The 25499-nt window shown below is 33.8% G+C and carries 21 protein-coding genes; 20 read left to right on the plus strand and 1 reads right to left on the minus strand.

The annotated features are described in order from the left end of the window. Positions 1-22: 22 nt before the first annotated feature. The 17 genes from NSA47_RS02645 to NSA47_RS02725 all read left to right on the plus strand — a co-directional run bounded on the left by NSA47_RS02645 (position 23) and on the right by NSA47_RS02725 (position 19281). Positions 23-187 (plus strand): hypothetical protein, encoded by a 165-nt coding sequence (locus NSA47_RS02645; RefSeq protein ID WP_257529349.1) that lies wholly within the window; start codon positions 23-25, stop codon positions 185-187. A 24-nt stretch (positions 188-211) separates the two neighbouring features. Then, entirely contained in the window at positions 212-766 is a 555-nt protein-coding gene (locus tag NSA47_RS02650) for a sugar O-acetyltransferase (protein WP_257529350.1), read from the plus strand. 73 nt (positions 767-839) lie between these two features. Then, positions 840-1367 carry a phosphatase PAP2 family protein gene (locus tag NSA47_RS02655; RefSeq protein ID WP_257529353.1) on the plus strand — a complete coding sequence of 176 codons (528 nt, stop codon included), beginning with the start codon at positions 840-842 and terminating at the stop codon, positions 1365-1367. A 323-nt stretch (positions 1368-1690) separates the two neighbouring features. Beyond that, positions 1691-2128: an ACT domain-containing protein gene (locus tag NSA47_RS02660; RefSeq protein ID WP_257529354.1), complete on the plus strand. Its 438-nt coding sequence runs from the start codon at positions 1691-1693 to the stop codon at positions 2126-2128. Between the two features lie 46 nt (positions 2129-2174). Then, positions 2175-2381 carry a hypothetical protein gene (locus tag NSA47_RS02665; protein ID WP_257529355.1) on the plus strand — a complete coding sequence of 69 codons (207 nt, stop codon included), beginning with the start codon at positions 2175-2177 and terminating at the stop codon, positions 2379-2381. Positions 2382-2506: 125 nt separating this feature from the next. After that, positions 2507-3520, plus strand: a complete 1014-nt coding sequence (locus NSA47_RS02670; RefSeq protein WP_257529356.1) for an acyl-CoA dehydratase activase-related protein — start codon at positions 2507-2509, stop codon at positions 3518-3520. Beyond that, positions 3474-4571 carry a CoA protein activase gene (locus tag NSA47_RS02675; protein ID WP_257529357.1) on the plus strand — a complete coding sequence of 366 codons (1098 nt, stop codon included), beginning with the start codon at positions 3474-3476 and terminating at the stop codon, positions 4569-4571. Before NSA47_RS02670 ends, NSA47_RS02675 begins: the two co-directional genes overlap by 47 nt. Further along, complete coding sequence (locus tag NSA47_RS02680; RefSeq protein WP_257529358.1) at positions 4561-5550, plus strand: acyl-CoA dehydratase activase; 990 nt, start codon at positions 4561-4563, stop codon at positions 5548-5550. Before NSA47_RS02675 ends, NSA47_RS02680 begins: the two co-directional genes overlap by 11 nt. 178 nt (positions 5551-5728) lie before the next feature. After that, entirely contained in the window at positions 5729-7090 is a 1362-nt protein-coding gene (locus NSA47_RS02685; protein WP_257529359.1) for a hypothetical protein, read from the plus strand. 2 nt (positions 7091-7092) lie between these two features. Next, positions 7093-7593 carry a hypothetical protein gene (locus NSA47_RS02690; protein ID WP_257529360.1) on the plus strand — a complete coding sequence of 167 codons (501 nt, stop codon included), beginning with the start codon at positions 7093-7095 and terminating at the stop codon, positions 7591-7593. A gap of 41 nt (positions 7594-7634) precedes the next feature. Continuing rightward, positions 7635-8861 (plus strand): AAA family ATPase, encoded by a 1227-nt coding sequence (locus tag NSA47_RS02695; protein WP_257529361.1) that lies wholly within the window; start codon positions 7635-7637, stop codon positions 8859-8861. Between the two features lie 12 nt (positions 8862-8873). Further along, on the plus strand, positions 8874-10754 hold the full coding sequence (locus NSA47_RS02700) for a vWA domain-containing protein (protein WP_257529362.1): 1881 nt from the start codon (positions 8874-8876) through the stop codon (positions 10752-10754). 214 nt (positions 10755-10968) lie between these two features. After that, on the plus strand, positions 10969-12201 hold the full coding sequence (gene glyA, locus NSA47_RS02705; protein WP_257529363.1) for a serine hydroxymethyltransferase: 1233 nt from the start codon (positions 10969-10971) through the stop codon (positions 12199-12201). Positions 12202-12322: 121 nt separating this feature from the next. Further along, positions 12323-14377, plus strand: a complete 2055-nt coding sequence (locus NSA47_RS02710) for an Eco57I restriction-modification methylase domain-containing protein (RefSeq protein WP_257529364.1) — start codon at positions 12323-12325, stop codon at positions 14375-14377. A gap of 125 nt (positions 14378-14502) precedes the next feature. Then, positions 14503-15837: an AAA family ATPase gene (locus NSA47_RS02715; protein ID WP_257529683.1), complete on the plus strand. Its 1335-nt coding sequence runs from the start codon at positions 14503-14505 to the stop codon at positions 15835-15837. 254 nt (positions 15838-16091) lie between these two features. Then, positions 16092-17477 carry an MATE family efflux transporter gene (locus NSA47_RS02720; RefSeq protein WP_257529365.1) on the plus strand — a complete coding sequence of 462 codons (1386 nt, stop codon included), beginning with the start codon at positions 16092-16094 and terminating at the stop codon, positions 17475-17477. Between the two features lie 418 nt (positions 17478-17895). Further along, a complete protein-coding gene (locus NSA47_RS02725) occupies positions 17896-19281 on the plus strand; it encodes a putative bifunctional diguanylate cyclase/phosphodiesterase (RefSeq protein WP_257529366.1) in 1386 nt (461 codons plus the stop codon). Between the two features lie 255 nt (positions 19282-19536). On the opposite strand, the gene NSA47_RS02730 is transcribed toward NSA47_RS02725, so the two are convergent. Beyond that, positions 19537-19884, minus strand: a complete 348-nt coding sequence (locus tag NSA47_RS02730; RefSeq protein WP_257529367.1) for a carboxymuconolactone decarboxylase family protein — start codon at positions 19882-19884, stop codon at positions 19537-19539. A 292-nt stretch (positions 19885-20176) separates the two neighbouring features. Here NSA47_RS02730 and NSA47_RS02735 point away from each other — a divergent pair, with 292 nt between their 5' ends. The 3 genes from NSA47_RS02735 (at position 20177) to NSA47_RS02745 (ending at position 25160) form a co-directional block, all read left to right on the plus strand. Then, positions 20177-22459 carry an ATP-binding protein gene (locus tag NSA47_RS02735; RefSeq protein WP_257529368.1) on the plus strand — a complete coding sequence of 761 codons (2283 nt, stop codon included), beginning with the start codon at positions 20177-20179 and terminating at the stop codon, positions 22457-22459. A 186-nt stretch (positions 22460-22645) separates the two neighbouring features. Then, entirely contained in the window at positions 22646-23347 is a 702-nt protein-coding gene (locus NSA47_RS02740) for a response regulator transcription factor (RefSeq protein ID WP_257529369.1), read from the plus strand. Next, positions 23322-25160 (plus strand): sensor histidine kinase, encoded by a 1839-nt coding sequence (locus tag NSA47_RS02745; RefSeq protein ID WP_257529370.1) that lies wholly within the window; start codon positions 23322-23324, stop codon positions 25158-25160. The genes NSA47_RS02740 and NSA47_RS02745 overlap by 26 nt, the downstream gene beginning before the upstream one ends. Positions 25161-25499 lie beyond the last annotated feature (339 nt).

The raw sequence follows: 25499 nt of genomic DNA on the forward strand, positions 1-25499 counted from the left end.
TATAATTAGGGGGAGTGGTTTGATGAAGAAGGATTTAAAACAAACTATTTTCAAAGCAATTGCATTGGCCATGGGTATTGCAACGCTTGTTTTAAATATTATGGATCAGTTAGAGGTGAAAACGGCCATAAGCTTATTATCCATTGGACTCATTTGTTTAGCAATCAGTCAATTAGAAAATAGTTAATACATAAGAAAAAAGGAGAAGAAAATGACAATAAGTGAAAAAGACAAAATGCTAGAGGGCGTTTTTTATGATGCTGGTGATGAAGAATTAGTAAAAGAAAGAGAATATGCAAGAAATCTGTTTTTTGAATTTAACCATACCAAGCCCAGTGAAAAAGAAAAAAGAAAGGAAATCCTTCAAAGACTTATTAGAACAAAAGGTTCTTTCCATATTGAAGCTCCCTTTTATTGCGACTACGGATATAATATTGAAGTAGGAGAAAATTTTTATGCCAACTTCAATTGTATTATACTAGATGTAAATAAGGTGAAGATTGGAGATAATGTTCTTTTAGCACCCAATGTTCAAATCTATACTGCTGCTCACCCTATTGATCCTACTGAACGTCTTTCGGGTAAGGAATTTTCTAAACCTATCACTATAGGAGATAATGTCTGGATTGGTGGAGGAACGATTCTATGTCCCGGAGTAAACATTGGAAATAATGTAACTATAGGGGCAGGAAGTGTTGTTACTAAGGATATTCCTAATAATGTAGTGGCCCTAGGTAACCCCTGTAGAATACTAAGGGAAATTTAAAAATGATATATTGAGATATTTGCCATTTACAGAGATATTGTAATGAACATAAAGGAGAGGAGTTTATGACTGAATGTCTTTCATTCTAAAAATGGATGTTGCTATTTTGCAGTTCATACAAACCGTCATAAAAAATCCCATACTAGATTTTCTAATGCCTTTGATAACACGCTTGGGAGATATGGGACTTGTATGGATTCTTATAGCAATTATTTTGATCGTGACTAAAAAGCATAGAAAAGTGGGATGGATGGTATTAGTAACATTAATTTTAGGAGCTATACTTGTGGATGTTATTATTAAGCCAATTGTAGCGAGACCTAGACCCTTTACAGATTTAAAAGACTTTATCCTCTTAATAAAGCAGCCCATTTCCTATTCATTTCCTTCTGGCCATACCACTTCTTCTTTTGGAGCAGCAACAACCATTGCTTTAAATAGGAGAAGATATAGGGTACCTGCTTATGCTTTGGCAGCCCTTATTGCATTTTCAAGAATGTACTTATATGTACATTATCCAACAGATATCGTAGTGGGGTGCCTAATAGGTGTGATCACTGGAGTTATAATTAAATACATTATGGAGAAAAGAAAAAAATAAGACTATACTTCGGAGTATAGTCTTATTTGGGGAATTTATTAAATCCTATAGAAAAAAGGGGAGTAATTTCTATAAGATTAAGGGGTTATATATGTGATGCTTTCATTATAGAACATAGAAAATATATATTCAATAGAAAGTTGTAAATAAGTCTGTGAAATGGTTTGCAGGTTTTGGTAAGGAAATTTGCTGAAAAATTATACTACATAATTTACCCTGAAAATTATTTTAAATACTTTTTCATTGCATCGAATATCCTGAAAATGATACACTAAGGACAAAATTAATTTTAATGTAAAAGTTCGTATGGAAGGAAGATTTTTATGAGTTCTCAATTTCTTGTGGTAGACTCTAAAGTATTACCTGATGTTTTTATTAAAGTAATAGAAGCGAAAGAGCTACTTAAAACTGGGGAAGTAAAAAATATTCAACAGGCCGTTAAAAAAGTGGATATCAGTAGAAGTACCTATTATAAGTATAAGGATTCAATTTTCCCCTTTTATGAAGCCAGTAAAACCAAAGTAGTTACTATAGCCCTTATGCTAAGTCATGAATCAGGAGTACTATCTAAGGTACTAGATGCTATTGCAAAGGCTAGGGGCAATATATTAACCATAAATCAAAATATCCCCACCCATGGTATTGCAAATGTGACCATATCCTTTGAGAGCAGAGAGATGTCCCTGAGTGGCGAAGAGATCATAAGGGATTTATATGCCATAAGGGGAGTAAATAAAATCCGAATTATAGGAAGAGAGTAACTACTTAAAATTATAAGTAAGAATAAATACAAAAGGAGAATTTATGATGAATCAATTTTTACTTGGGTTAGCTAGCCTTACCACAACATTGCAGCCCTTAGTTATATTTATAGCTTTGATGGCTTTAACTTTTTTTATTCTTTATTTAAAGAAACAAGTTGACTTATTTATGCAGTACCAAAAGAGCATGATGATCAGTCTTCAACAGATAGCAAATAAAAAAAATAAATTTCAAGACCCTGATATCTATTAGGGAAAATCCATTTTTCACAAGCGTGCATATTATGCATGCTTTTTTTAATTGAAGAAATGTTGATTCCATTATAAAAAATATAAATATTGTTAATAATAGATAAATGTACGAAAGGAGGAAGAAAAATGAAAATAGGAGTGCCAAGAGGCTTATTATATTACTATTATTTTCCCCTATGGAAAACCTTTTACGAGGAATTAGGACATGAAATTGTTCTTTCAGGGGAAACCAATAAAAATATATTAAATATGGGCATAAAAGTATGTGTTGACGAGGCCTGCCTACCGGTAAAAATATTTCATGGTCATGTAGAGGATATAAAAGAAAAGGTAGATTTCCTTTTCATACCTCGGTTGATGAGTGTAAGCTATGGGGAATTTATATGTCCAAAATTTTGTGGACTCCCTGAGATGATTATCCATAGCATACCTGAATTGCCACCAGTATTAAAACCAGATTTTAACTTTCATGGCAAAAAGGTAAATCTTAACAAAACCATAGAGGAAATGATTGGGCCCTTAGATATCGAATTTAATGCAGCTCAAAAAGCTTTTCATAGAGGTATGGAGCAAATAGAGATTTATAAAAAAAATTTATACAATGGTTTTTTGCCCCAAGAGGCATTGGGCTTTACAGAAGAAATGGAGCCTAAAGATCCAATAGTAAAATACAAGGGCAGAATTCTGGTGTTATCCCATCCCTATCACCTATATGATACCTTTACAAATATGAACTTACTAAAAAAGATGGAGACCATGGGCTACTCCACTATGACAGCAGATACCTTAAGCAGCGAAAGAATAAACTACTATGCGGCCACCTTGCCTAAAAGAATGTTTTGGACCTTTGGCAGAGAGATAATAGGAGCCGCCCTTTATACCCTAGAAGAAGGATTGCCTATTAAGGGAATAGTATACCTTACCTCCTTTGCCTGCGGAGTGGATTCTATTCTTGTAGATTATATTGAGAGACAATTTAAAAGGCGCAGCTCCATCCCCTTTATGCAACTCACCATAGATGAACATACTGGTGAGGCAGGCATAGATACCAGATTAGAAGCCTTTATAGAGATGATAGAAAGAAGGGATTTTGATGATCGTAACCTTTCCCCACATGGGAAATGTGTATATAGGGGGTAAAGCCCTTATGGATGATTTAGGAGTAGATGTGGTTGTTCCTCCTCTATCTACCGATTATGCTTTAGAAATAGGAACGACCCAATCTCCAGAATTTATTTGTTCTCCACTAAAAATCAATATAGGAAACTATGTACAAAGCATCCAAAAAGGGGCAGATACGGTTTTGATTACAGGAAGCTGTGGTCCTTGTCGTTTTGGATACTATGGAGTTATGGAAAAAGAAATACTGATGGATATGGGCTATGATGTAGATTTTATTATTTTTGAGGCCCCTGATGGAGACATTGGGGAATTAATAAGAAGAATGCAAAAAGCAACCAATACAAGAAACATAGCTAAGATGGCAAAAAGTATATGGGTTGCCCAGGGCATTATTAAAGAAGCCGATAGAATAGAGAGAAGAATGTTACATCTAGAAGCTGTTGAAGAAGATAAAGGAACAATTAAAAAAATAAGAAAACAATTCAAAAATCAAGCTAGACTTGCCAAGGGCAGTAAGGGGATGAGAGAGCTATTAAGGGATATAAACAGTAAACTAGATAAAGTACTTATAGACAATGAACAAAAACCCCTTAAAATTGGATTAATTGGAGAGATATACACATTAATTGAGCCCTACATCAATCTACATATAGAAGAAAAATTAGCAGCTCTAGGAGTAGAAGTAGATCGTTCTCTTTGTGTGGGAGAATGGGTGACGGAACACCTAGTATATAGACCTATGGGTTTAACCCGAGACAAAAAAATTCGCAAAGCAGCCCAACCCTATTTGGATCGTTGTATTGGGGGTCATGCATGGGAGACCATAGGATATGCTGCCCATTATAGCCAAAGCGGTTATGACGGTATTATTCAGCTATTACCCTTTGGATGTATGCCAGAGATTGTAGCAGAAAGTATACTTCCTACCATTCAAAAGGATTATAAGGTCCCCATTATGACTTTGGTATTGGATGAGTTGACAGGGGAGGCTGGATATATGACCAGACTAGAGGCTTTTGTAGACTTAATTCAAAGGAAAAAAGAAAGAAGGGAAAGACATGAGGCATAGAAATCTTTTTATGGGTATTGATTTAGGATCTGTAAGTACAAATATACTTTTAATAGATGAAAATGAAGAGGTAGTAGAGAAATTATATTTAAGAACTCAGGGTAAACCCATAAAAATATTACAAGAGGGCATTAAGGAAATACACAAAAGATTATCCCCAGAGGATACAATTTTAGGTGTGGGCACTACTGGTAGCGGAAGAAACCTTGCGAGCATGATTGTTGGAGCAGATGTGGTGAAAAATGAGATTACTGCCCATGGTGTTGCAGGTTTAAAGGAAAGGGAAGATGTACGAACCATTCTAGAAATAGGAGGGCAAGATTCTAAAATTATCATATTAAGGGATGGGATTATCCATGATTTTGCTATGAATACCGTTTGTGCTGCGGGGACAGGCTCCTTTCTGGATCGTCAAGCCGCAAGATTAGATATTCCCATTGAAAAATTTGGTCAAATGGCATTAAAATCCACCAATTCAGTGAGAATAGCAGGAAGATGTGCAGTTTTTGCAGAATCTGATATGATACATAAACAACAATTGGGACACAATAGTGAAGATATTATCAATGGTCTTTGTCAAGCTATGGTAAGAAACTACTTAAGTAATGTGGGTAAGGGAAAGGAAATAAAACCTCCTATATTGTTTCAAGGGGGCGTAGCCGCTAATGTAGGTATTAAAAAAGCTTTTGAGGAGGCATTAAAGGAAGAGGTGATTATCCCAGAACACTATGATGTTATGGGTTCCTTAGGCGTAGCTATACTGGCAAAGGAAAATTGGGAAAAATCCAATGCCACAGATTTTCATGGTTTTGATCTAGTAAACGTAAAATATGAGGTGAAAAGTTTCCAATGTGAAGATTGCCCTAACCAATGTGAAGTAGTGCAATTTCTTAATAATGGAGAAATACGGGGAAGATGGGGAGATCGCTGCGGAAAATGGAGTGAATTAAAAAATACAAGAGAAAACCTATTGGCATAAGCATAAAAGCTCTGCAATGAATACTTCAAAGCAGAGTTTTTTATAATTTGTTGCTATTCTTGTAAATAGTTTATAAAGGAATTACAAAATCTAAAGGAAATATATTCAAAAAGTGGATATGATAAAATATAATGGGTATTAGTAATCCTGTATCTAGAGAAAAAGAGGATGTGAAAATATGAAACAATATATAGTAAATGTATTATTTGATAAGTGGCAGGGCTATCATCCAATTTCATGGCAAGGAGAGACAGAGGATTATTTTGCACTATATAATGTACATCATTCCATATATCCGAAAAGATATTCTGGCTATCGTATTTTACAAAGATTGAATAGTCAGCATAATAAATGCACAGTAGAAAATGAATATTTCTATCAGGATGATTCATTAAGTCAAGAAGATTTTATTAAACATATTCCTATAAATCACTATATATGCAGTCCAAGCATTTTGGGGGAGGAATTTGTTTATCGTATTGTATTACCCATCACTCCCCCCAGTTCCTTTTTTGATGGTTTTCGTAGTGGCTATTATATTCGTAATGTGGAAGAATGCTATAATCCAAGGGTTTATCATGATCCCTTCACTTTTTCTACCTTAAAGGAATCATGCTTTATTTACATAAATGAGGGCCAAGCAATTTTAGAGACTATAGATTGGAAAATCTATCCTCATGTGGGACGAGATTTTTTAATAAAACAAGAGGATATAGAAGGATTTGTAAAAAATATGGAAAAATGGGGCTGGCATCTTCAATACCCACTTTTTTCTGAAAAAGATGTTTATGACCGTCTCAAAAGAAAAGAAAATCAAATCCAAGAACTAAAAAACCTTTTTAAAGATCAAAACATAAGAGAAAAATATATATATAGAATATTTCAATGTATCCATAAGCAGCAACTAGAGCAACTAAAGGGAGAAGTATATATTGAAATTGCTGATATTAGAAATTCCCTAGTTCTGATTTGGGATGAGGCCTTAGAATTGAAAAATATATATAGAAAATTTCGGCCCTTAGAAAAAGCTCCGGAGATCAATTTAGAGGATATTCAAGAATTATATGGAAGAGTTAGTGAAATAGCCCTTAAAGAAACTTCAGGAAAACATAGAATTTTAAGTGAAATGCTGGAAACTATACAATGGAAGAAAAAATACATTGAATACTTTTCAGATTTTAATCTATTGAAGGATTGGATATTTACAGCAATGGAACCTCTTCATGCATTTTCTGCTCAATTAGAAATAAAAGATAAAAATCAATATTTTAATACTGAAAACTTACACAAACAGCTTATATTTGGCAGTAATAAATACACAATTTCCTTTGATGAAAGAATAAAGGTAGAACCAAGGCTAAATAAGAAAGACAAAACTCCCCAAGAGCAATTAAAGATTTTGCTAAAGGATTATAAAAATATACCAGAACCCTATACCAAAAAAATGATAGAAAAACAAAAAGAAAATTTGGAAATCACCATGAAAATGATAAAAGAAATGAAATCCTTATATTTAGATAACTCTAAGGAGAGAACATAAAGATGAAAGAAATAATAAATATATTGGTTGAATCCCAAAGAGTGCTTAATGAAATGAAGAAAAATGATGACCAAGGAATTGAAAAAATAAAAGAAAATCACAAAAACTTAGAAAAATGTTTATCAGACAAAGAAAATCATACGGTATACCAGAAATACATAGATATTCATAATATTATTTTAAAAAGTGCCAAGGAATATTTAAATACCGACAATGACATTTATAAACTCCAGCCTTTATTTTTCTATTATGATCCATCCAATTATAATATAGAGGACAATACACTAGAATTAAGCCTAGGGGAAAATAAAGTAATATTTGATGTAGATAAAAGAAACATACAAGTCCATGATGAATTTTATATTGAAAATGATTCTATCTTTGAAAAAGCAAATATTCCCTTAATGATTCGAAATACAATAGCCTATAAAGACGTTGCATCCTTAGAAAAGTTGGAGACCTATATAGAAAATTTAATAAACTACGCCAATAGCATAATCTAAGACAAAATCATCAAAGATAAAAACTAGAGAGGAGTATGATGATGGAAAAAATAAATATGAAGAAAGAAAATTACTCTATAGAATCTATTTCACAAAAATTACTAAAGATACAAAGATGCATTAATGAGAAATACGTTGAGCTAGAAGATTATGTTTCGGCTATTCTAATGGCATTGGTTTCTAGATCCAACATTATTGCCCTAGGACCTCCAGGAACAGCAAAGTCGGCGGTCATAAGAGATCTAGTGGATTTAATAGACTTTGATACCAAAGAAAAAACTCCCTACTTTTGGTTTCAATTAGGGGAGGATATTCATCCTAATAATGTATTTGGGGCACCAGATTTAGAATATTACAAAAAGACCAGCATTACCAGAAGAAACTACAAGGGTTTCTTGCCGGACAGTCTTATTGTATACGGAGCAGAATTTTACAGGCTAAATGAACAGATCGCTAACTCAGGTCTCATCACCATCATGAATGAAGGAGAATTTAAAAACGGGACAGAAACAGTAAAAACCAATATAAGGCTTTTCATGGCGGACACCAACTTTTTTCCAAAATCTGCAAGGGACCTTGATGAAGATGATGATTTTGATCGTAAATTACAGGCTATTCATGATCGATTCCTGATTAGGGTTAAGGTAGAGGGAGTACAGGATTTTGACAATCAAGTAAAAATGCTTCTTATGAAAGATGAATTAAATTGTGATGTGAATTTAAATATACAGGAAATAATATATATTCAAGAGTACTTAGACAATATAGAATTGCCTATATTTATTGCAGAACAAATGGTAAAGATAGCCAGTGGGCTGAGGGATAAACACAATATTTTCATATCCCCCCGTAGACTGAAAAATGCAAGAAATGTTGTAAAGGCCAATGCACTTTTACATGGGAGAGAAACTGTTGAATTAATAGACCTACAACCTTTAAAATTTGTATTTTGGGAAAATGAGGAGGACATCCCCTATGTAGAAGATGCAGTGGATGATGCTCTGCATGTAGTGGAAAAAGAGGCGGCGGAGTATAGACAAGTGGTTGAAAGTATATTAGGAGGGTTGACTAGAAATATAAAGGGTGTCAATAGTGAAAAAACTGCAGAGGCATACTTTGAAGCCATAAAGGATGTAGATATCCTATTGGAGAGAATCCTAACCCAATATCCAGATGTAGATAAATATCAAGAGATTCAAGAGATATATGAATTTATTAAGGATAGAAAAATGGATTTGTATGGTAAATATTTAGAATTCCAAGCATAGAAGGTGAGAAATATGACTAACAATTCCTTTGAAAAATATCATCAAAGTCAATATTTGTATGAAAATAATGTCATTTTATGCAATCTACTGGACAAGGATTTCTTTTTTGAATTTTACAGAGAGTCCAAAATTCTTGCACAAATGAATGAAAAGGGAGAAAAAGTATTTCCCTTTTTTCATTATATGATAGAAGATATGTTCTATACCCTTTATAAAATGGTAATTACTCTAAAGGAAGAATTAGAAATTTCCCAAAAAGTGAAACCCCACCGTCTTTTAATCAATGAAGTTTTAAAGACAAAAAATGTAAGGCATTTAAGAAGACGTACCAAAGGAAATTTAATTAATAGTTATCATGCTTTACATTTTTATATAGAGTGGCTTTTAGAATTCATACAAAGAGAAGAGATTTTAAAATTATTAGAAGAAAGAAAGGATATAGCTGAGGAAATAAAAACCCTAGAAGAAGAATTAGAAAAACAACAACAAAAGAAGGAGACTATAGAGGAAGAAATAGAAGACTTCAATCAACCCTGTGAGCCTGATGCACAACAACAATCTGAGGAGCAGAAACAGAAGACAGAGGAAAAAGCAGAGAAACAAGAAAAGGATGACTTGGATATCCCCCAGGGGAATGATGAAAAAGATCCTCAAGGAGGACAAATTGATGAAGTAGAAGATGAAGGGCAAGCTTCAGATGATAGCATGCTCCAAGAGAATATGGAGGCAGAAAAATATCAAAAAGGGGATAGGGAAGACACAGGAGAATCCGTAGCTGGCCAGGGAGAACCATCCACAGATAATCATCTAGAACAAAATAAGGACAACTCGGCTGCACCTAAGGAATTAAGCGAAGAGCAACTACAGCTAGAATTACAGCTAATCAGCAAAAAAATAGAAGAATATGAGGAAAAATTACAAGAACTTCAACAAGAGGATCAGATTATTCTAGATGAATATGAAAGAAAACTATCGGAAGAAAATATGGAAGAGGTAGCAGATAAGGCTATTTTCATTCTAGAAGATGTAGAGGACAAAGTTCAGAGTTTTGGAGGACAGACTGAGGAGATGAAACAACTATCCTTTGATACTATTCTAAAGCTTTCACAAACCTTTAGAGATCCCAAAATGGAACAATTCCTAAAAAAAATCGGGAAAACTCGAGCTCTAGCCCGTAAGGGGCAACAAAAAAGAAAAAAGAAGTTTCAGGGTATTGAATCCCGAAGAGTCATGTCTGATGATTTAAATAGCATCACCGAAGATGAATATCTAAACCTTGGAATAGGAATTGAAGAAATTGAAATGGATTTTTATAATCGATATTTAAATGCTCAACTTTCTACATGGATGGGAGCCAAAGTGGAGAAAAAGAAAAAGGGGCCTATCATTGTATGCTATGATGGATCGGCTAGCATGGAGGGGCAAAGAATAGAGGCAACAAAAGCTCACCTATTGGCCTTTATGGATGTGGCCAGAAAACAAAAAAGAAAAATGTTAACTATCCAATTTAGTTCCGCTCAGGATGATTTATATATTGTAGAACTAGAACCTAGAAGGGGAAATCTAAAAGAGGTAGTGGAAATTATAGAAGGCTATATAGGCAAGGGAACAGATTTCAAAAAACCCCTTATAAAATCTCTGGAATATATAGGTGATTTGGGATATAAAGATGCGGATATCATTTTTATGACAGATGGGGAGAGTGTTATTGAAGAGAAATTTAAAAAAGAATTTTTAGAGCATAAGAAAAAATATAAATTCAATATGTATACTATACTTATTAATTATAAAAGAAGAGAATATAAAGACATACAATCCCTTTCTGACGAAGTATATTATGTCTACGGTGGCAATTGGAACGAAAAAATATCAGAAAAAATATTTTCAATATAAAACTAACCCGTGCTTATCTAATCATTGCCTAGGCAATAAACAACTTTCAACATCTTTTTCACCAGAAAGAAATATCTAGTCGAAAAAGATAATTTTTTAGCATATCAATAAATAAAAGCTATAGATAAAGCCTTCCAAATATGTTTTATTGAGTTATAATAGTAGTGTCATAAAATCCACGGGAATTTATTAAATAATGAATAGGAGTGGTTCAATGAATTTTGAAAAAGTACAGAAGGTAGATCCTCAAGTAGCAGAAGCCATGAAATTAGAACTAAACCGTCAAAGAAACAATATAGAACTAATCGCCTCAGAAAACTTTGTATCTCCAGCTGTTATGCAGGCCATGGGTAGTCCACTGACCAATAAATATGCAGAAGGATATCCAGGGAAAAGATATTATGGTGGATGTGAATACGTGGATATTGTAGAAGATCTTGCTAGAGATAGACTCAAAGAATTATTTGGAGCAGAACATGCCAATGTCCAACCCCATTCAGGTGCTCAGGCAAATATGGCCGTTTACTTTGCGTTTTTAAAGCCAGGAGATAAGGTCTTAGGAATGAATTTATCCCATGGAGGACACCTTACCCACGGAAGTCCTGTCAATATCTCTGGTACATATTTTGATTTTATTGATTATGGTGTAGATAAAGATAGGGAAACAATAAACTATGAGGAACTAGAAAAGAGTGCACTGGAAAATAAGCCCAAAATGATTGTGGCAGGAGCTAGTGCTTACCCTAGAATCATAGATTTTGAAAGAATCAGTAAAATTACAAATAAAATAAATGCTTATTTTATGGTGGATATGGCTCATATAGCAGGTCTAGTAGCTGCCGGTCTTCATCCTAATCCTGTTCCTTTTGCTGATTTTGTGACATCGACTACCCACAAAACTTTACGAGGGCCTAGAGGAGGCATCATACTCTGCAAAGAAAAATATGCCAAAGCTATTGATAAAGCAATATTCCCTGGTACTCAAGGGGGACCCTTAATGCACGTGATTGCTGCTAAAGCTGTAAGTTTTAAAGAAGCTTTAACTTCAGAGTTTAAAAAATACCAACAACAAATCCTGAATAATGCAAGAGCCTTAGCAGAAACCTTAAAAGAAAAAGGATTTAAGCTAGTATCTGACGGGACAGATAATCACTTAATTCTTATGGATTTAAGAAACCATAATATTACAGGTAAGGACGCAGAAAAGCGATTGGATGAAGTGGGTGTGACAGTCAATAAAAACACTATACCCTTTGATCCAGAAAGCCCCTTTATCACCAGTGGCATTAGAATTGGGACCCCCGCTGTAACCACTAGGGGCATGAAGGAAGAAGATATGAAAGAAATTGCAGAAATCATCCATCTTACCTTAACCCAATGGGATAATAGTCAAGATAAGATAAGGGAAATGGTTGCCAACCTCTGTAGACGTTATCCCCTATATTAAAATCCATGCAAATGCGGAGAACGATCTTAGGATCGTTCTTTTTCTGCAAAAAAGAAGGGGTTTTCTTGAGAAACTTAGAATACATCCAATAGAATAAAATTTAAGAAAAATAGGTGCAAAAATGATAAAAAGAAATAAGCCACTAATCAACTTTATTAAGAATATGGACCAAAATATTTATTCCATTCAGGGCCAACAAAAAGAATATGTGATGATAAAAGTAGCTTTACTCAAATGGCTAATAGACCATTATTACATTCAATGGGATTTAATAATAAGAGAAAGTTTAAATAGAGATTTTACCTTTCAAAACATTGTATATTGGTGGGGCAAAAAAAAGATAAATCTTATAGAAGAAAAGCATCATCCATTAAAGCCCCAGGAATGGAATTCCTTACAGGAAATATTATTGGATGTACCTATATTTTCAAAAGAAAGCTCTACTATTTTAGGTGAAGTATATCAGTACATCAATCATCTATCCAAAAGAAAAAAGGAAGGAATGTTTTATACTCCTTTTTTTGTTATTGAATTTATGTTAAAAGACAAAATGAAAAATTGGCAACTAGAGGATAAAATCATTGATCCAGCATGTGGATGTGGATTTTTTTTGGGAGTAGCCTATGATGAACTAACAAACTACTATATGGAGAATCCTCGACTTTTGGGAAAGGATAAAGATAAAATTCATCAGCATATCCTAAAACACCATTTATATGGAATAGAAAAAAATCCAATAGCCGTTGCGATTACAAAATTAGTATTGCTGTTAAAACATAAAAATCTTATCCCCATAGATATGCATATCCTTTGTGAAGATTCTCTTTTAGGAGATATAGAGTCAATTAAAGACAGAGATTTTAGGCTTGTCATAGGGAATCCACCCTATGTGGGACATAAAAAGTTTGATAAACAATACAGAGAGTTATTAAATGAAAAGTATGGACAGGTTTTCCAAGATAAGGGGGATCTTTCCTATTGCTTTTTTCAAAAGGGCATAGGCTTATTAAAAGAAGGAGGAGAATTATGCTATATCACCTCTCGATACTTTCTAGAAGCTCTAAATGGAGGTCTTTTGAGAGAATATATCCTTAATCACTGTAAAATAAGAGAAATTATTGATTTTTATGGGCAACGTATTTTAAAGGGAATACAGGTAGACCCTTTGATTATCACTTTAATGCCTAAAGACATCAAAGGGCCAGGAGAAAATATCATTGAAATATTTAAAATGAAAGTTGCCAAAGAGAATCTGCCTGGTGCGACTATCCTACAAGATATGATCAATAATGGAGAAAGTCGCTATTTTAATCATTTTAAAATCAATCAAAGAGAACTAGCAAAGGAAGGTTGGAGACTATTACACCCAAGGGCTAAAAGCATTATTGCTAAGATTGAGGAAAAAAGTTTTGTGAAGCTAGAAGATATTTGCGAAAGTAAACAAGGGATAATAACTGGTAGGGACAAAGCCTTTGTATCAGATCAAAGGATAGCCAAGGGAAAAAGTCTCCATAGAGATTTATTAAAGCCATGGATTAAGGGGAAAGATATTACCCCCTTCCATATAGCAAAAAGTGAAAAAGTACTTCTATATTCGAATGACATATTAGACATAAACCAATGGCCCCATGAGAATAAACATTTATTGTCCCATAAAAGTTACTTGGAAAAAAGGAGAGAATGTTTGAGGGGGACAAGAAAATGGTATGAACTACAGTGGGGAAGAGATAAAGACTTTTTTGAAGGGGAAAAAATAATTTTCCCCTATAAGGCCAGTAGCAACCGATTTGCCTTGGATAGCAGGGGATATTTTTACAGTGCTGATATTTATGGCCTTAGAGTAAAGAAAAAGGATGTCCAAGTCATATCCCACGAGGTCTTGACATTACTATTAAATACCAAAGTATATGAATTTTATTTTAAAGGCTTTGCCAAAAAGCTAGGAGAAAGCTTATATGAGTATTATCCTAATACCCTAATGCAGTTATCTATGCCCCAGTGGAGTGATGAAGAGCACAACTTTCTAAAAACCAATTACCAGTTATTAATGAAATATTCAAAAGAAGGAAATGAGAAAAAGGTAAAGAATATAATGAACAGAGTAGATCAATGGTTATTTGACTATTTTGGGTTTAACCATGAGGAAAGAAAACATATAACTAAACTATACTTATGATATAATATGGAAATAGATCATAGAAAGTCAACTTTATTCTAACTAAAAATACTAAGAGATTGTCTTTACATAAATTAAATATAAATTTATTATCTGTGTTAAAAAGGATGATAACCATGGAAAATATGAATTTTTTTGAACTCAATAAAAACACCCAATTAAAAAAGAAAGCCCCTCTTTCCACCCGCATGCGACCTAAAACTTTAGAGGATTTTGTAGGCCAGGACCATATCATTGGTAAGGAAAAGCTATTATATAGAGCCATAAAGGCCGATAAAATCACATCCCTTATCTTTTATGGCCCTCCGGGCACTGGAAAAACAACACTGGCAAAAATCATCGCCAATACAACCCAATCTTCCTTCGAACAACTCAACGCGGTGACATCAGGAGTAAGTGATATCCGAAGAGTGATTAAGGAGGCAGGGGATCGCCTAGGAATGTATAATAAAAAAACAATATTGTTTATAGACGAGATTCATCGCTTTAACAAAAGTCAACAGGATGCGCTATTACCCTCGGTGGAGGAAGGGACTGTGGTCCTCATTGGTGCCACCACGGAAAATCCCTATTTTGAAGTAAACTCACCCCTAGTATCCCGCTCAAGAGTTTTTCAGTTAAAATCCTTAGAAAAAGAAGATATTATAAAAATCTTACATAAGGCACTACAGGATAAAAGGGCAGGTCTGGGGAATTTAAACACCGATATAACATCAGAGGCCTTAGAGCACTTAGCAAATACCTGCAATGGTGATGCTAGGACCGCTCTAAATGCATTAGAACTAGCCGTACTTACAACAGCACCTAACCAAGAAAACAATAAAATTATTATTGATTTAGAAGTTGCCCAGGAGTGTATACAAAAAAGGGCCTTGGTTTATGAAAAAAATGGGGATAATCACTATGATACCGTATCAGCCTTTATAAAAAGTATGAGAGGCTCTGATCCTGATGCAGCCTTATATTGGCTTGCTAAAATGATCTATGCCGGAGAAGATCCAAAATTTATCGCTCGAAGGATTATTATATTTGCATCAGAGGACATTGGAAATGCCGATCCCCAAGCTTTGAGTCTGGCGGTATCTACCGCAAAAGCTGTAGAATTTGTGGGTTTTCCGGAGGCTAGAATTATTTTATCCCAGGCTGTGACATATCTGGCTACAGCTCCCAAGAGTAATGCTGCTTGTATAGCAATCCAAAACGCTTTAAAGGATGTAGAGCACAAAAAAACAGGATCAGTTCCTCTGCATTTAAGAGATGCTCACTATAAAGGAGCTTCCCAATTAGGTCATGGCAAAGGATATCAATATCCTCATGACTACCCAAAATCCTATGTTGACCAGCAATACTTACCGGAGGAACTTAAAGATACCGTGTATTATTGTCCCACTGGCCATGGTTATGAAAAGACTATCAAAGAGAGAATGGAAAACTTAAAAGGGACGAAAAAGAATGGTTAAAATAACTTCACACCCATATATCCATAGACTTGACTATTATTTCTTGGAAGGAATAGGAAAACAATAGATCCCAGAGACATTTTTATAAAGAAACATCTCCTTCTTGTCGATAAAGATTGACCAAGAGAAAAATATTATGTATAATCTACTGAGAAATAGAAGAATCAAAAATAATGTATGCTTTAATTTAAAAAGCAGATGGGCGGCTTACTACTACCCATTTGCTTTTTTCTATTGAAAAAAGGAGGATATGGATGAAGAAGATATTTACAGACAAAAAATTCTTTGCAATAATTCTCACCCTGCTCATACCCATTACCTTACAAAATTTAGTAACCTCTTCCCTAAATATGGTAGATAATCTAATGATAGGTAGATTGGGAGAAGGTGCTATTGCAGCGGTGGGATTGGTCAACCAATATTTTTTCATATTTAACCTATGTGTACTAGGAATTAATGCAGGGGCAAGTATATTTATGTCCCAATTTTGGGGGAAAAAGGATATTTTAAACATTCGTAAGATGTTAGGGTTAGATTTGGTATTTAGTATGCTGATATCCTTTATATTCTTTCTTTTAGCATTTTTATCTCCCCAATCCATTATAGGAATTTTCACAAAGGATAGTACGGTTACAAGCCTAGGAATACAATATATTCGCATTATTTCTATTACATTTTTATTAACCAGTATTACCCAGGCTTATTCTGCAGCTTTAAGATCTATAGGTATGGCAAGAGCCCCCATGTTTGGGAGTTTGATAGGATTAGCAATAAACGCTTCCTTAAACTGGGTATTTATTTTTGGCCATTTTGGATTTCCAGCTATGGGAGTAGCGGGGGCAGCTATTGCTACAAGTATAGCTAGACTGGTAGAGATGATATTTGTTGTAGTTGCTGCATATAAATCCAATGATGTGATCCCTTGTAAGCTGAAAGAACTCATAGGATTTAATTTTGATTTTATAAAAATGTATTTTAAAACATCTTATTCAGTTATCATAAATGAATTGGTATGGTCTTTAGGATTGACAACCTATTCCATCATATATGCCAAAATAGGTATTCGTGAAGTAGCCAGTATGCAAATAGCAAATACCATAAATAATTTATTCATGATTTTATGTGTGGGTATAGCCTCGGCAGCAGCGATTATGGTGGGAAATAAAATAGGAGCAGGGGAAGAAGAAGTGGCCATTGATTATGCTACAAAGCTGGGTGTTTTAGCTCCTATTACAGGCTTTTTCACCGGCATAGCCCTATGGATGGCATCTCCCTACGTTGTCAGTTTATTCAAGATAAATCCTGATACAATAAATACTACCATTACAGTTCTTAGAATGATGGCAGTTTTTGCTCCCCTGAGATTTTTCAATGTTCTAGTAATTGTAGGGGTTTTAAGAGGGGGAGGAGATACCACTTATTCTATGTTAGTCCAATTGGGAACCATTTGGTGTTTTGCTATTCCCGTAGGGTATATTGCGGCAGTATATTTCAAATTGCCCTTGGAACAAGTATTCTTTATTATTTGCTTAGAGGAAGTTGCCAAAATCGGATTTGAAGCAAAACGCCTAAAATCTAAAAAATGGATTAAAAATGTAGTTATGGACTTGGATTGTCAATCCATGGGCATAACAGCATAAAAGTTCTATATTTGTGTTGTTTGACAAAATGAACATAGTAAGAATCATTCTTACTATGTTCATTTTATTTTTTACTGCTCAGTCTATGGTGAACACCTTATATAGTTTCCATCATAAAACAATCTTTGTCCCCTACAATTTAATTGGTAAATTCATAATTTTCTAAAGGATTTTATTTTCAATCTATGTTAAAGGGGCATTCCTTGGATATAAAAGGCCAACTCACTGATTCATGAGGAATACAGACGGGTATATATAAATACACCCTTGATTTAGAAAACTTGAGAATACCATTAAAATGCTTTCACCAATATCAAATCTCACTTGCCAAGAGAAATCTTATACAAAATACAAACGTTTAACATAAAAATGATGACAACAAGTGCATTTGTCTCAAATAACATAAGGGGGGAATGTTATGGGGAATCGAGATAATCGCATAATCAAAAATATGTACTCAGATAGCAATGATATTTCAGAACAAATAAGAGAAAATTCGGTGAAGATAAAGCATTCCGTTTTTAGCGATGCTTTGACAGGTTTATATAATAAAGAAATATTTATCGAGAGACTAAATTATGAATTGAGCAAAGAGATATACAGTGCAGAACATATTGCGGTCATATTTATCACTATAGATCATTTTAGTATGATTAACAATCAGTTTGGATATAAATTTGGAGACGCTCTATTGAAAAATATGGCTGGTAAATTGAATGAAGTATTCTTGGAATGTGATACTATCGCTAGGTATGGAGGAGATGAATTTATTATCCTCCTTCCCCACATAAAAGATAAAAGTGATATTGTTCCTATTGTAGAAAATGTATTAAAAAAGATTGGGAAATATTGTGTAAATATTGAGGATTGGGAAATTGATTTTACGGTAAGCATGGGAGTAGAAATAGAACAAAAACAAAAAGCAATTCCAGATAAATTAATTAACAATGCCCATCTAGCAATGACTGAGGCAAAAAAAGACAAGAGGAGCAGCTATCGATTATTTAATACTATGATGAAAGAAAAGTTGAACCATACATATGTTTTTGAAAATGCTCTGTCTAAGGCATTGGTTTATAATCAATTCTTTTTACTCTATCAGCCTATATTCGAAGTAGAAACGGGAAAGTTATTCGGAGCAGAAGCCTTACTGAGATGGAGACACCCCGAATTGGGAATCCTCGCTCCCATAGAATTTTTACCGATCGCTGAGAAAAATGGTTTAATTATAAATATTGGAGAATGGGTACTAAGGAGAGCATGTTCCTTTATTAATAAATTAAAAGAAATAGAGCACTCTTCTATAACTATTGCTGTTAATGTATCTGCAGTACAACTCGAAGAAGATGACTTTGTATATAAGATAAAAAAAATACTAAAAGAAACCAAAATAGACCCTAGCTGCTTAGAATTAGAAATCACTGAAAGTACAGCTATGCACAACATAAAAAATATAGCTCAAAAGCTTAAAGACTTAAAAGGCTTAGGCATTAAAATTGCCATTGACGATTTTGGGACAGGCTATTCTTCATTAAGTCAATTGCATAATTTAAAGATTGATAAATTAAAAATTGACCGTAGTTTTATTAAAAATATAAATCAGGATGCAACAAGTAAAAGTATCACTGCCGCAATTATGAATATCGCAAATACTTTTAACTTAGTCACCGTTGCAGAAGGCGTTGAAGAGCTGGAACAATTACATGTATTACAGGAATTAAAAATAAATATGTTTCAAGGCTACCTATATGGTAAACCTCTTAAAGAGGATTATTTTATAAAATACATGGATAAGATTGGATGACATATAGAAGGAGAAGTTCTATTGCATATATTGAAGAGTATTCCTGCTATACAAAAAATATAAAGGGGGGATAGCCTATCACGATACAACAATCTGGGGATTCATAGGGAAGCTATGCAAAAGAGTTAATGATAGGTAGGGCTACAATATGGGGATGATGTATTAAAGCAGCTATTGCTGCTCTAATGAAATAGGAAAGTATGGTCTCTAACTAGCAAGACCAACTTTTCTATTCCATAAAAAAGAAGAAAAGATTTACTTCTCTTCTTCTTTCATTTCCCGTCTTAAAGCGAGTAAGGCCTCCATCATAGTGGGGAACCCTGCGCTGGGAGCTGTTAATAAAATTGCATGTTCAATTTCTTCCCGAGTACACCCTGCATCGGAAGCCTTCTTGATGTGGGTCACAACAGAATACTGATATTGACAAACTGTAGAGATGGCCACCTTGATAAGCCATCTTGTTTTTTCATCTAGAGGTCCCCCTTTAGTATGTATGAGCTTGCCATACTCCTTATAAGCCTGATAGATATCACTATGCTTGTCGTGAATATACTCTAGATTTCCCTCAATGATGTCTCGATTTTCAATATACCGATCCTTCATAAAAAATACCTCCTTTATCAATGTCACTAGTTATTATTATTGGTTAATTATTTTTGGATTATTCCATCAATGTAAAGTTAAATGGAAAACATTTTAGTAGGATAATTTTATTTTCTATTTCACCAATATCTTTTGATGGCAAAGGATAAAAAGAAGGAAAAAGCAGGAAAATGTAGAATAACTGAAAAGGTTGACTAAAAACTTTTGATAAATTTCTATCAGATATAAAGGTTACTCCAGAGAATATTTTGATGGAAGTTGAATGTAGAGGGGAGAGGACAATATGACAATAATGACTACTAAATCTACTACTAAACTGAATAAATTAAGTAAGGGAGATCACGCTTGCTTTTTATACAATGATTTAAAGGAATATAGGAAATTTTCCGTGGATTTTATTATAGAAGGATTACTTAATAATGAAATGGTTCACTGTACAATTGAAGAATATCCAAAGGAATTATTAATACAGGATTTAATAGATCAAAATATAGATATAGAATACTTTATAGATACAGGACAACTGGTTATTTCCAGTATAAAAGACATATACTATGGAAATCAAGGGTTTCATCCTGATGACACGATAAAATATTGTATAAATAATTTTGATAAGGTAAAAACAAAAAAATTCCATGGTATTAGAGGCCTAGGGGAAATGCTTTTTGCCCTTGATGGAAGACAAGAAAGTATTGATAAGCTCATTGAGTATGAAATAAATTATGGATTACAAGTAATGCCTATTTATACCAACCACCAGTATTTGTGCATTTACAATAAAAATCTTTTTCCTTCTTCAGTGTTAAAAGAGATCATCAAAGCCCATGACGTAGTGATTGATGGTACAAGACTGACGAAACCTAACCCATATTTCAAAGATCCTCATAAACATTTAAAAGAGTATCAAAATGAAAAATCCCTGAAAAAATATTTTTATTTAGACAAAGTCAACAATATTTCTCCAATTTCTCATGAGGATGAGAAGGCTATAAAAGATTTTAACATTTTAAAACATATCCTTAGCGCAACAGGAGATGGTGTTTGGGAGTGGGACGTCTTATCTAATCAAATATATTTTAATCAATGCTTTTATGACATTACAGGATATAAGAAAAAAGAGATTGAAGGGGATGCGCACAACATAAAAGAATTTATACATTCTGAGGACATAGCTGAATTTATAAAGAAAGTGAATAAATGCAAGAACAATGAAATTCAACATATTGAATATGAGATTCGAGTAGTGACAAAAGAAGGAGAAATTCTTTGGTTTATTGTAAAGGGGACGCCCATCACAAAGGATGAGAACGGACAAGTAGTGAAGATCGTGGGAATTTTTAATAATATCACAGAGAGTAAAAATACTAAGATTGAATTATCTACAGTATTAAGAGCTACGGCCGATGCCATTTTGGTCATAGATTCTAAGGAACAAGTCCTTCACTATAATGAAAAATTTTTAGCGATGTTTGAAATATCGGAAAGTCTACTGGAAAATAAGGAAGGTATATTGGTTACAGAATACATAAGGAATATGTTCGCTGACCCTACAATGATTATTGATATTAAGGAAAAAAACGTACAAAACAATAAGGAGATATTGGATATTATCCAGTTAAAGGATGGAAGAATCATTGAACGTTTTTATAAACCTTTTTATCTATATAGTAGGGAAAGATGTCATGCTTATGGTTTCAGGGATATCAGTGAACGCAAGAGGGCAGAGAAATTAGAACAAGAAATAATTTTAAAACAAAAGGAACTAAAGGAAGTAAGAAAATATGAACGGCTTAAGACAGAAATTTTTTCTACCATATCTCATGAACTAAAAACACCACTAAATATTATTTTGGGTACAACCCAATTATTGAGCTATAAAAGAAAACAAGGAGAATTAAATGAGGAATCCCAGCAAGATAGATATATACATATTATGAGACAAAATTGTTATAGACTGTTAAGATTAATAAATAATTTAATCGATATCAATAAGCTAGATTCTGGCTTTATGAAACTTGAGCTGAAAAATTATAACATAGTATCTATGATAGAGAATATCACCTTGTCTATAGTAGAATATGTGGAAAGCAAAAATATTACTTTAATATTTGACACAGATGTTGAAGAAAAGATTATGGCCTTTGATGGAGATAAAATAGAAAGGGTATTATTAAATTTACTATCGAATGCCGTTAAATTTACAGAAGAAAAGGGAGAAATATTTGTAAATATCTATGATAAAGGTGAGCATATTATCATCTCTGTAAAGGATACTGGGGTGGGCATTCCAGTGGAAATGCAAAAAAAAGTCTTTGAACGATTTAGTCAGGTAGAATCTCCTTTTTCAAGGATTGCAGAAGGCAGTGGAATAGGGCTATCATTGGTAAAATCTATAGTGGAGCTTCACGGAGGAAATATTATTCTAAAAAGTGAATATGGTAAGGGCAGTGAATTTATCATCAATCTACCGGTAACAAAGGTGAACAATGATAGGATTGTTAATAATAGAGACCCTATAAAGGGTGAGGAGAATATAGAAAGAATACATATTGAATTTTCAGATATCTATTCATAAGGTATGGGTACACTCTAGAAAATGAAATGAATATCTTGTATTATTGAGCTAGAAGATCATTTGTCTAGCTCATTTGCATTTAAGGAATGTGCCGTATATTAAGAAACTTGTAAGAATTTTATCAGATTGGTTGTAAGTTTACACGACTATAATAGAATCAAAGGTGAAAGGAATGAAGGAGACGTTATGGAAAAAGCAAAAATATTGGTGGTGGATGATGATAGAGAAATAGCAGGTGCTATAGAGAAGTTATTAACTCTTGAAGGGTATGAAGTAGTGAAAGCCTATAATGGGATGGAGGCTTTGGATGTTTTAGTATCCAATAATATTCAACTTATAATATTGGATGTGATGATGCCCAGGCTTGATGGACTTTCCACGACCATGAAAATTCGAGAGAGTAGGAATATTCCTATTATCATTTTATCTGCCAAGTCTGAGGATAGCGATAAAATATTGGGTCTTTCCATGGGGGCAGATGACTATGTGACAAAACCCTTTAATCCCCAAGAACTTCTCGCAAGAGTGAAAAGCCAGTTAAGGAGGTATATGCTTTTAGGGGATATGGGAAACATCAAGCAATCCTCTCAGATTTTAGTAGGAGGACTATGTCTAGATACCAATACCAAACAGTTTATAGTGGATGGGGAAGCGGTTAGGCTAACACCCACTGAATTTAAGATTATGGAATTATTAATGACCAATGCTGGCGTGGTATTTTCTGCTGAACAAATCTATGAACGGGTTTGGAGAGAACCAGCCTACTCTGTGGAAAATACAGTGATGGTGCACATAAGACGTATCCGTGAAAAAATCGAAGTCATTCCTAAAGAACCTAAATATTTAAAGGTGGTGTGGGGTATTGGGTACAAAATTGAGAAACATTAGTACACATACAATAACAAAGATCATAGCATTTATTTTGACAATAGTTCTGGTTACAGCCATGGTATTACAAGGGCAATACATGCTTTATTTAGGATTGAACCCTGAATCACTTTTAATAAAAGAATATAAGGCCAGCGAGAGTTTCCATCGTCAAGTGGATATAGCCATATCTCAAACCATTAGCCGATTGGAAAATCCAGAGGGAATTCCTGAAGAAGTGGACTATTATTACTACATTACCGATGGTAAAGAAAAAGGCAAGGAAATAACTTATACCAATGCTCCAGAACAGAACAGAAATTTTTTTGAAAAACATGAAAATGCCTTTTACGCTCTTGAAAAGGGTGAGTGGAGTGTGGGCAAAGGCACTAGCCCACAAAACAATACTCGCTACTATTATCCCATAGATGTTCAATCTACTCTCTATATTGCCTTTCCTGATGAATTTATGAATGAAGGACAAAGGGCGTGGCAGAATGAAAGAGAGACATTAATGCCCTTAGGAATAGGCATCATATTCTGTTTTGCATTAGCACTGTTACTCATTATCTATTTATTTGTAGTAACCGGCAGAAAGCCTCAAGACAAAGAATTATATTTAACTAGAGTGGATCATATCTACTCGGATATATTAATTGCAGCCCTTATCCCTGTAAGTTTCATATGGTTAGTTCTCATGGATCATATACAGTATTATAATTATATGTATCAAGGGCTTAATGCGCAGCAAATATATCTTATGATTGCAGTCGGGGCATTGACGGCCGCTGTGTCTACAATTTATGGCGTGGTCCTGCTGTCTTTGGGAAGAAAAATTAAGGCCAAGAAACTAATCAAGAATAGTTTTCTTTATCAACTGGGCTATGGAGTTTATGATTTTACCAGAAGCTTTTTTGATGGTAGAAAATTTGAGAAATATCCTCTGACAAAGTCTTTATTTTATAGGCAAGTGGTATTTATTGTAACTAGTGCAGCCTTGGTGTTTTTTACTTTTTTATTTGTACTTGCCGCCTATCCTTTGGCTATATTTCCACCTATTTTAGAAATAGCCATTATTTATTGGTATATTAAGGGAAATAATAAAACCTTTGAAGATATTAATAAAGGTTTTAATGAAAGCTTAGAGGAACAGATGAAGTCTGAGAGGATGAAGATCAATTTAGTCACCAATGTTTCCCATGATCTAAAAACTCCCTTAACCTCTATTATCAGTTATGTAGATTTACTATCCAAGGAAGAGGATTTGTCCCAATCAGCAAGGGATTATGTAAAAATCTTATCTGAAAAGTCCAATAGATTAAAGCAAATTGTAGCCGATCTCTTTGATCTTGCCAAAAGTACCAGTGGAGATATCCACCTTGATTTAGAAACCCTAGATATGAAGAAGCTAATAGAGCAAACCTTAGGGGATATGGAGGATGAAATAGAAAAATCAGGATTACAAATCAAAACCAAACTTCCAGATAAAGCTGTAAATGTTGTATCCGATGGCAAAAAATTGTATAGAGTTTTTCAAAATGTCTTAGATAATGCATTGAAATATTCCCATAAAGGCACCAGAGTCTATGTGGAACTGGAAGAAATAGCAGGAAAAGCCATAGCAACCATTAAAAATACAGCGGGATATGAGATGGACTTTACTCCAGAAGAAATTCTTCAAAGATTCAACCGGGGAGATAAATCTCGAAGTACTGAGGGTAGCGGATTAGGTCTATCCATAGCGGAAAGCTTCACCAATGTAAGCGGTGGGAACTTTGATGTGCAAATAGATGGAGATCTATTCAAAGTAATACTCAGCTATTCCTTAGTCTAATCACAAATCCTAGATGATAAACAAGGAGGTGGCAATTATCAATAAGATGAAAAAATACAAAAGTATTGCAATGGGCTGTCTATTGATAGTCGCTCTCCTTGTATTTCTATATACCATTCATCTCAATTCCTACAATCAAGTGATAATCGTTAACAGATAATATATTATGGAAACCTTAATGGTTTATTCTAGTCATAAAAAACTATCAATGAAAATATTGATAGTTTTTTATTGTATTTTAAAGGAATTTGTTTCATTGCATAGAAATTTTAACATAAGAGGATAAATTTTTAAGAGACATTATTGATGTAGTATAAAGCATCAAATGGAAAATATTAT

Source organism: Irregularibacter muris, from assembly GCF_024622505.1.
Classification (GTDB): domain Bacteria; phylum Bacillota; class Clostridia; order Eubacteriales; family Garciellaceae; genus Irregularibacter; species Irregularibacter muris.

Coding starts and splice junctions, on each gene's coding strand:
- NSA47_RS02665 (WP_257529355.1), top strand. CDS start 2,175: ATGAATCAATTTTTACTTGGGTTAGCTAGCCTTACCACAACATTGCAG.
- NSA47_RS02735 (WP_257529368.1), top strand. CDS start 20,177: ATGACTACTAAATCTACTACTAAACTGAATAAATTAAGTAAGGGAGAT.
- NSA47_RS02695 (WP_257529361.1), top strand. CDS start 7,635: ATGGAAAAAATAAATATGAAGAAAGAAAATTACTCTATAGAATCTATT.
- NSA47_RS02675 (WP_257529357.1), top strand. CDS start 3,474: ATGATCGTAACCTTTCCCCACATGGGAAATGTGTATATAGGGGGTAAA.
- NSA47_RS02700 (WP_257529362.1), top strand. CDS start 8,874: ATGACTAACAATTCCTTTGAAAAATATCATCAAAGTCAATATTTGTAT.
- NSA47_RS02710 (WP_257529364.1), top strand. CDS start 12,323: ATGATAAAAAGAAATAAGCCACTAATCAACTTTATTAAGAATATGGAC.
- NSA47_RS02660 (WP_257529354.1), top strand. CDS start 1,691: ATGAGTTCTCAATTTCTTGTGGTAGACTCTAAAGTATTACCTGATGTT.
- NSA47_RS02720 (WP_257529365.1), top strand. CDS start 16,092: ATGAAGAAGATATTTACAGACAAAAAATTCTTTGCAATAATTCTCACC.
- NSA47_RS02680 (WP_257529358.1), top strand. CDS start 4,561: ATGAGGCATAGAAATCTTTTTATGGGTATTGATTTAGGATCTGTAAGT.
- NSA47_RS02740 (WP_257529369.1), top strand. CDS start 22,646: ATGGAAAAAGCAAAAATATTGGTGGTGGATGATGATAGAGAAATAGCA.
- NSA47_RS02645 (WP_257529349.1), top strand. CDS start 23: ATGAAGAAGGATTTAAAACAAACTATTTTCAAAGCAATTGCATTGGCC.
- NSA47_RS02670 (WP_257529356.1), top strand. CDS start 2,507: ATGAAAATAGGAGTGCCAAGAGGCTTATTATATTACTATTATTTTCCC.
- NSA47_RS02730 (WP_257529367.1), bottom strand. CDS start 19,884: ATGAAGGATCGGTATATTGAAAATCGAGACATCATTGAGGGAAATCTA.
- NSA47_RS02715 (WP_257529683.1), top strand. CDS start 14,503: ATGAATTTTTTTGAACTCAATAAAAACACCCAATTAAAAAAGAAAGCC.
- NSA47_RS02650 (WP_257529350.1), top strand. CDS start 212: ATGACAATAAGTGAAAAAGACAAAATGCTAGAGGGCGTTTTTTATGAT.
- glyA (WP_257529363.1), top strand. CDS start 10,969: ATGAATTTTGAAAAAGTACAGAAGGTAGATCCTCAAGTAGCAGAAGCC.
- NSA47_RS02655 (WP_257529353.1), top strand. CDS start 840: ATGTCTTTCATTCTAAAAATGGATGTTGCTATTTTGCAGTTCATACAA.
- NSA47_RS02685 (WP_257529359.1), top strand. CDS start 5,729: ATGAAACAATATATAGTAAATGTATTATTTGATAAGTGGCAGGGCTAT.
- NSA47_RS02690 (WP_257529360.1), top strand. CDS start 7,093: ATGAAAGAAATAATAAATATATTGGTTGAATCCCAAAGAGTGCTTAAT.
- NSA47_RS02725 (WP_257529366.1), top strand. CDS start 17,896: ATGGGGAATCGAGATAATCGCATAATCAAAAATATGTACTCAGATAGC.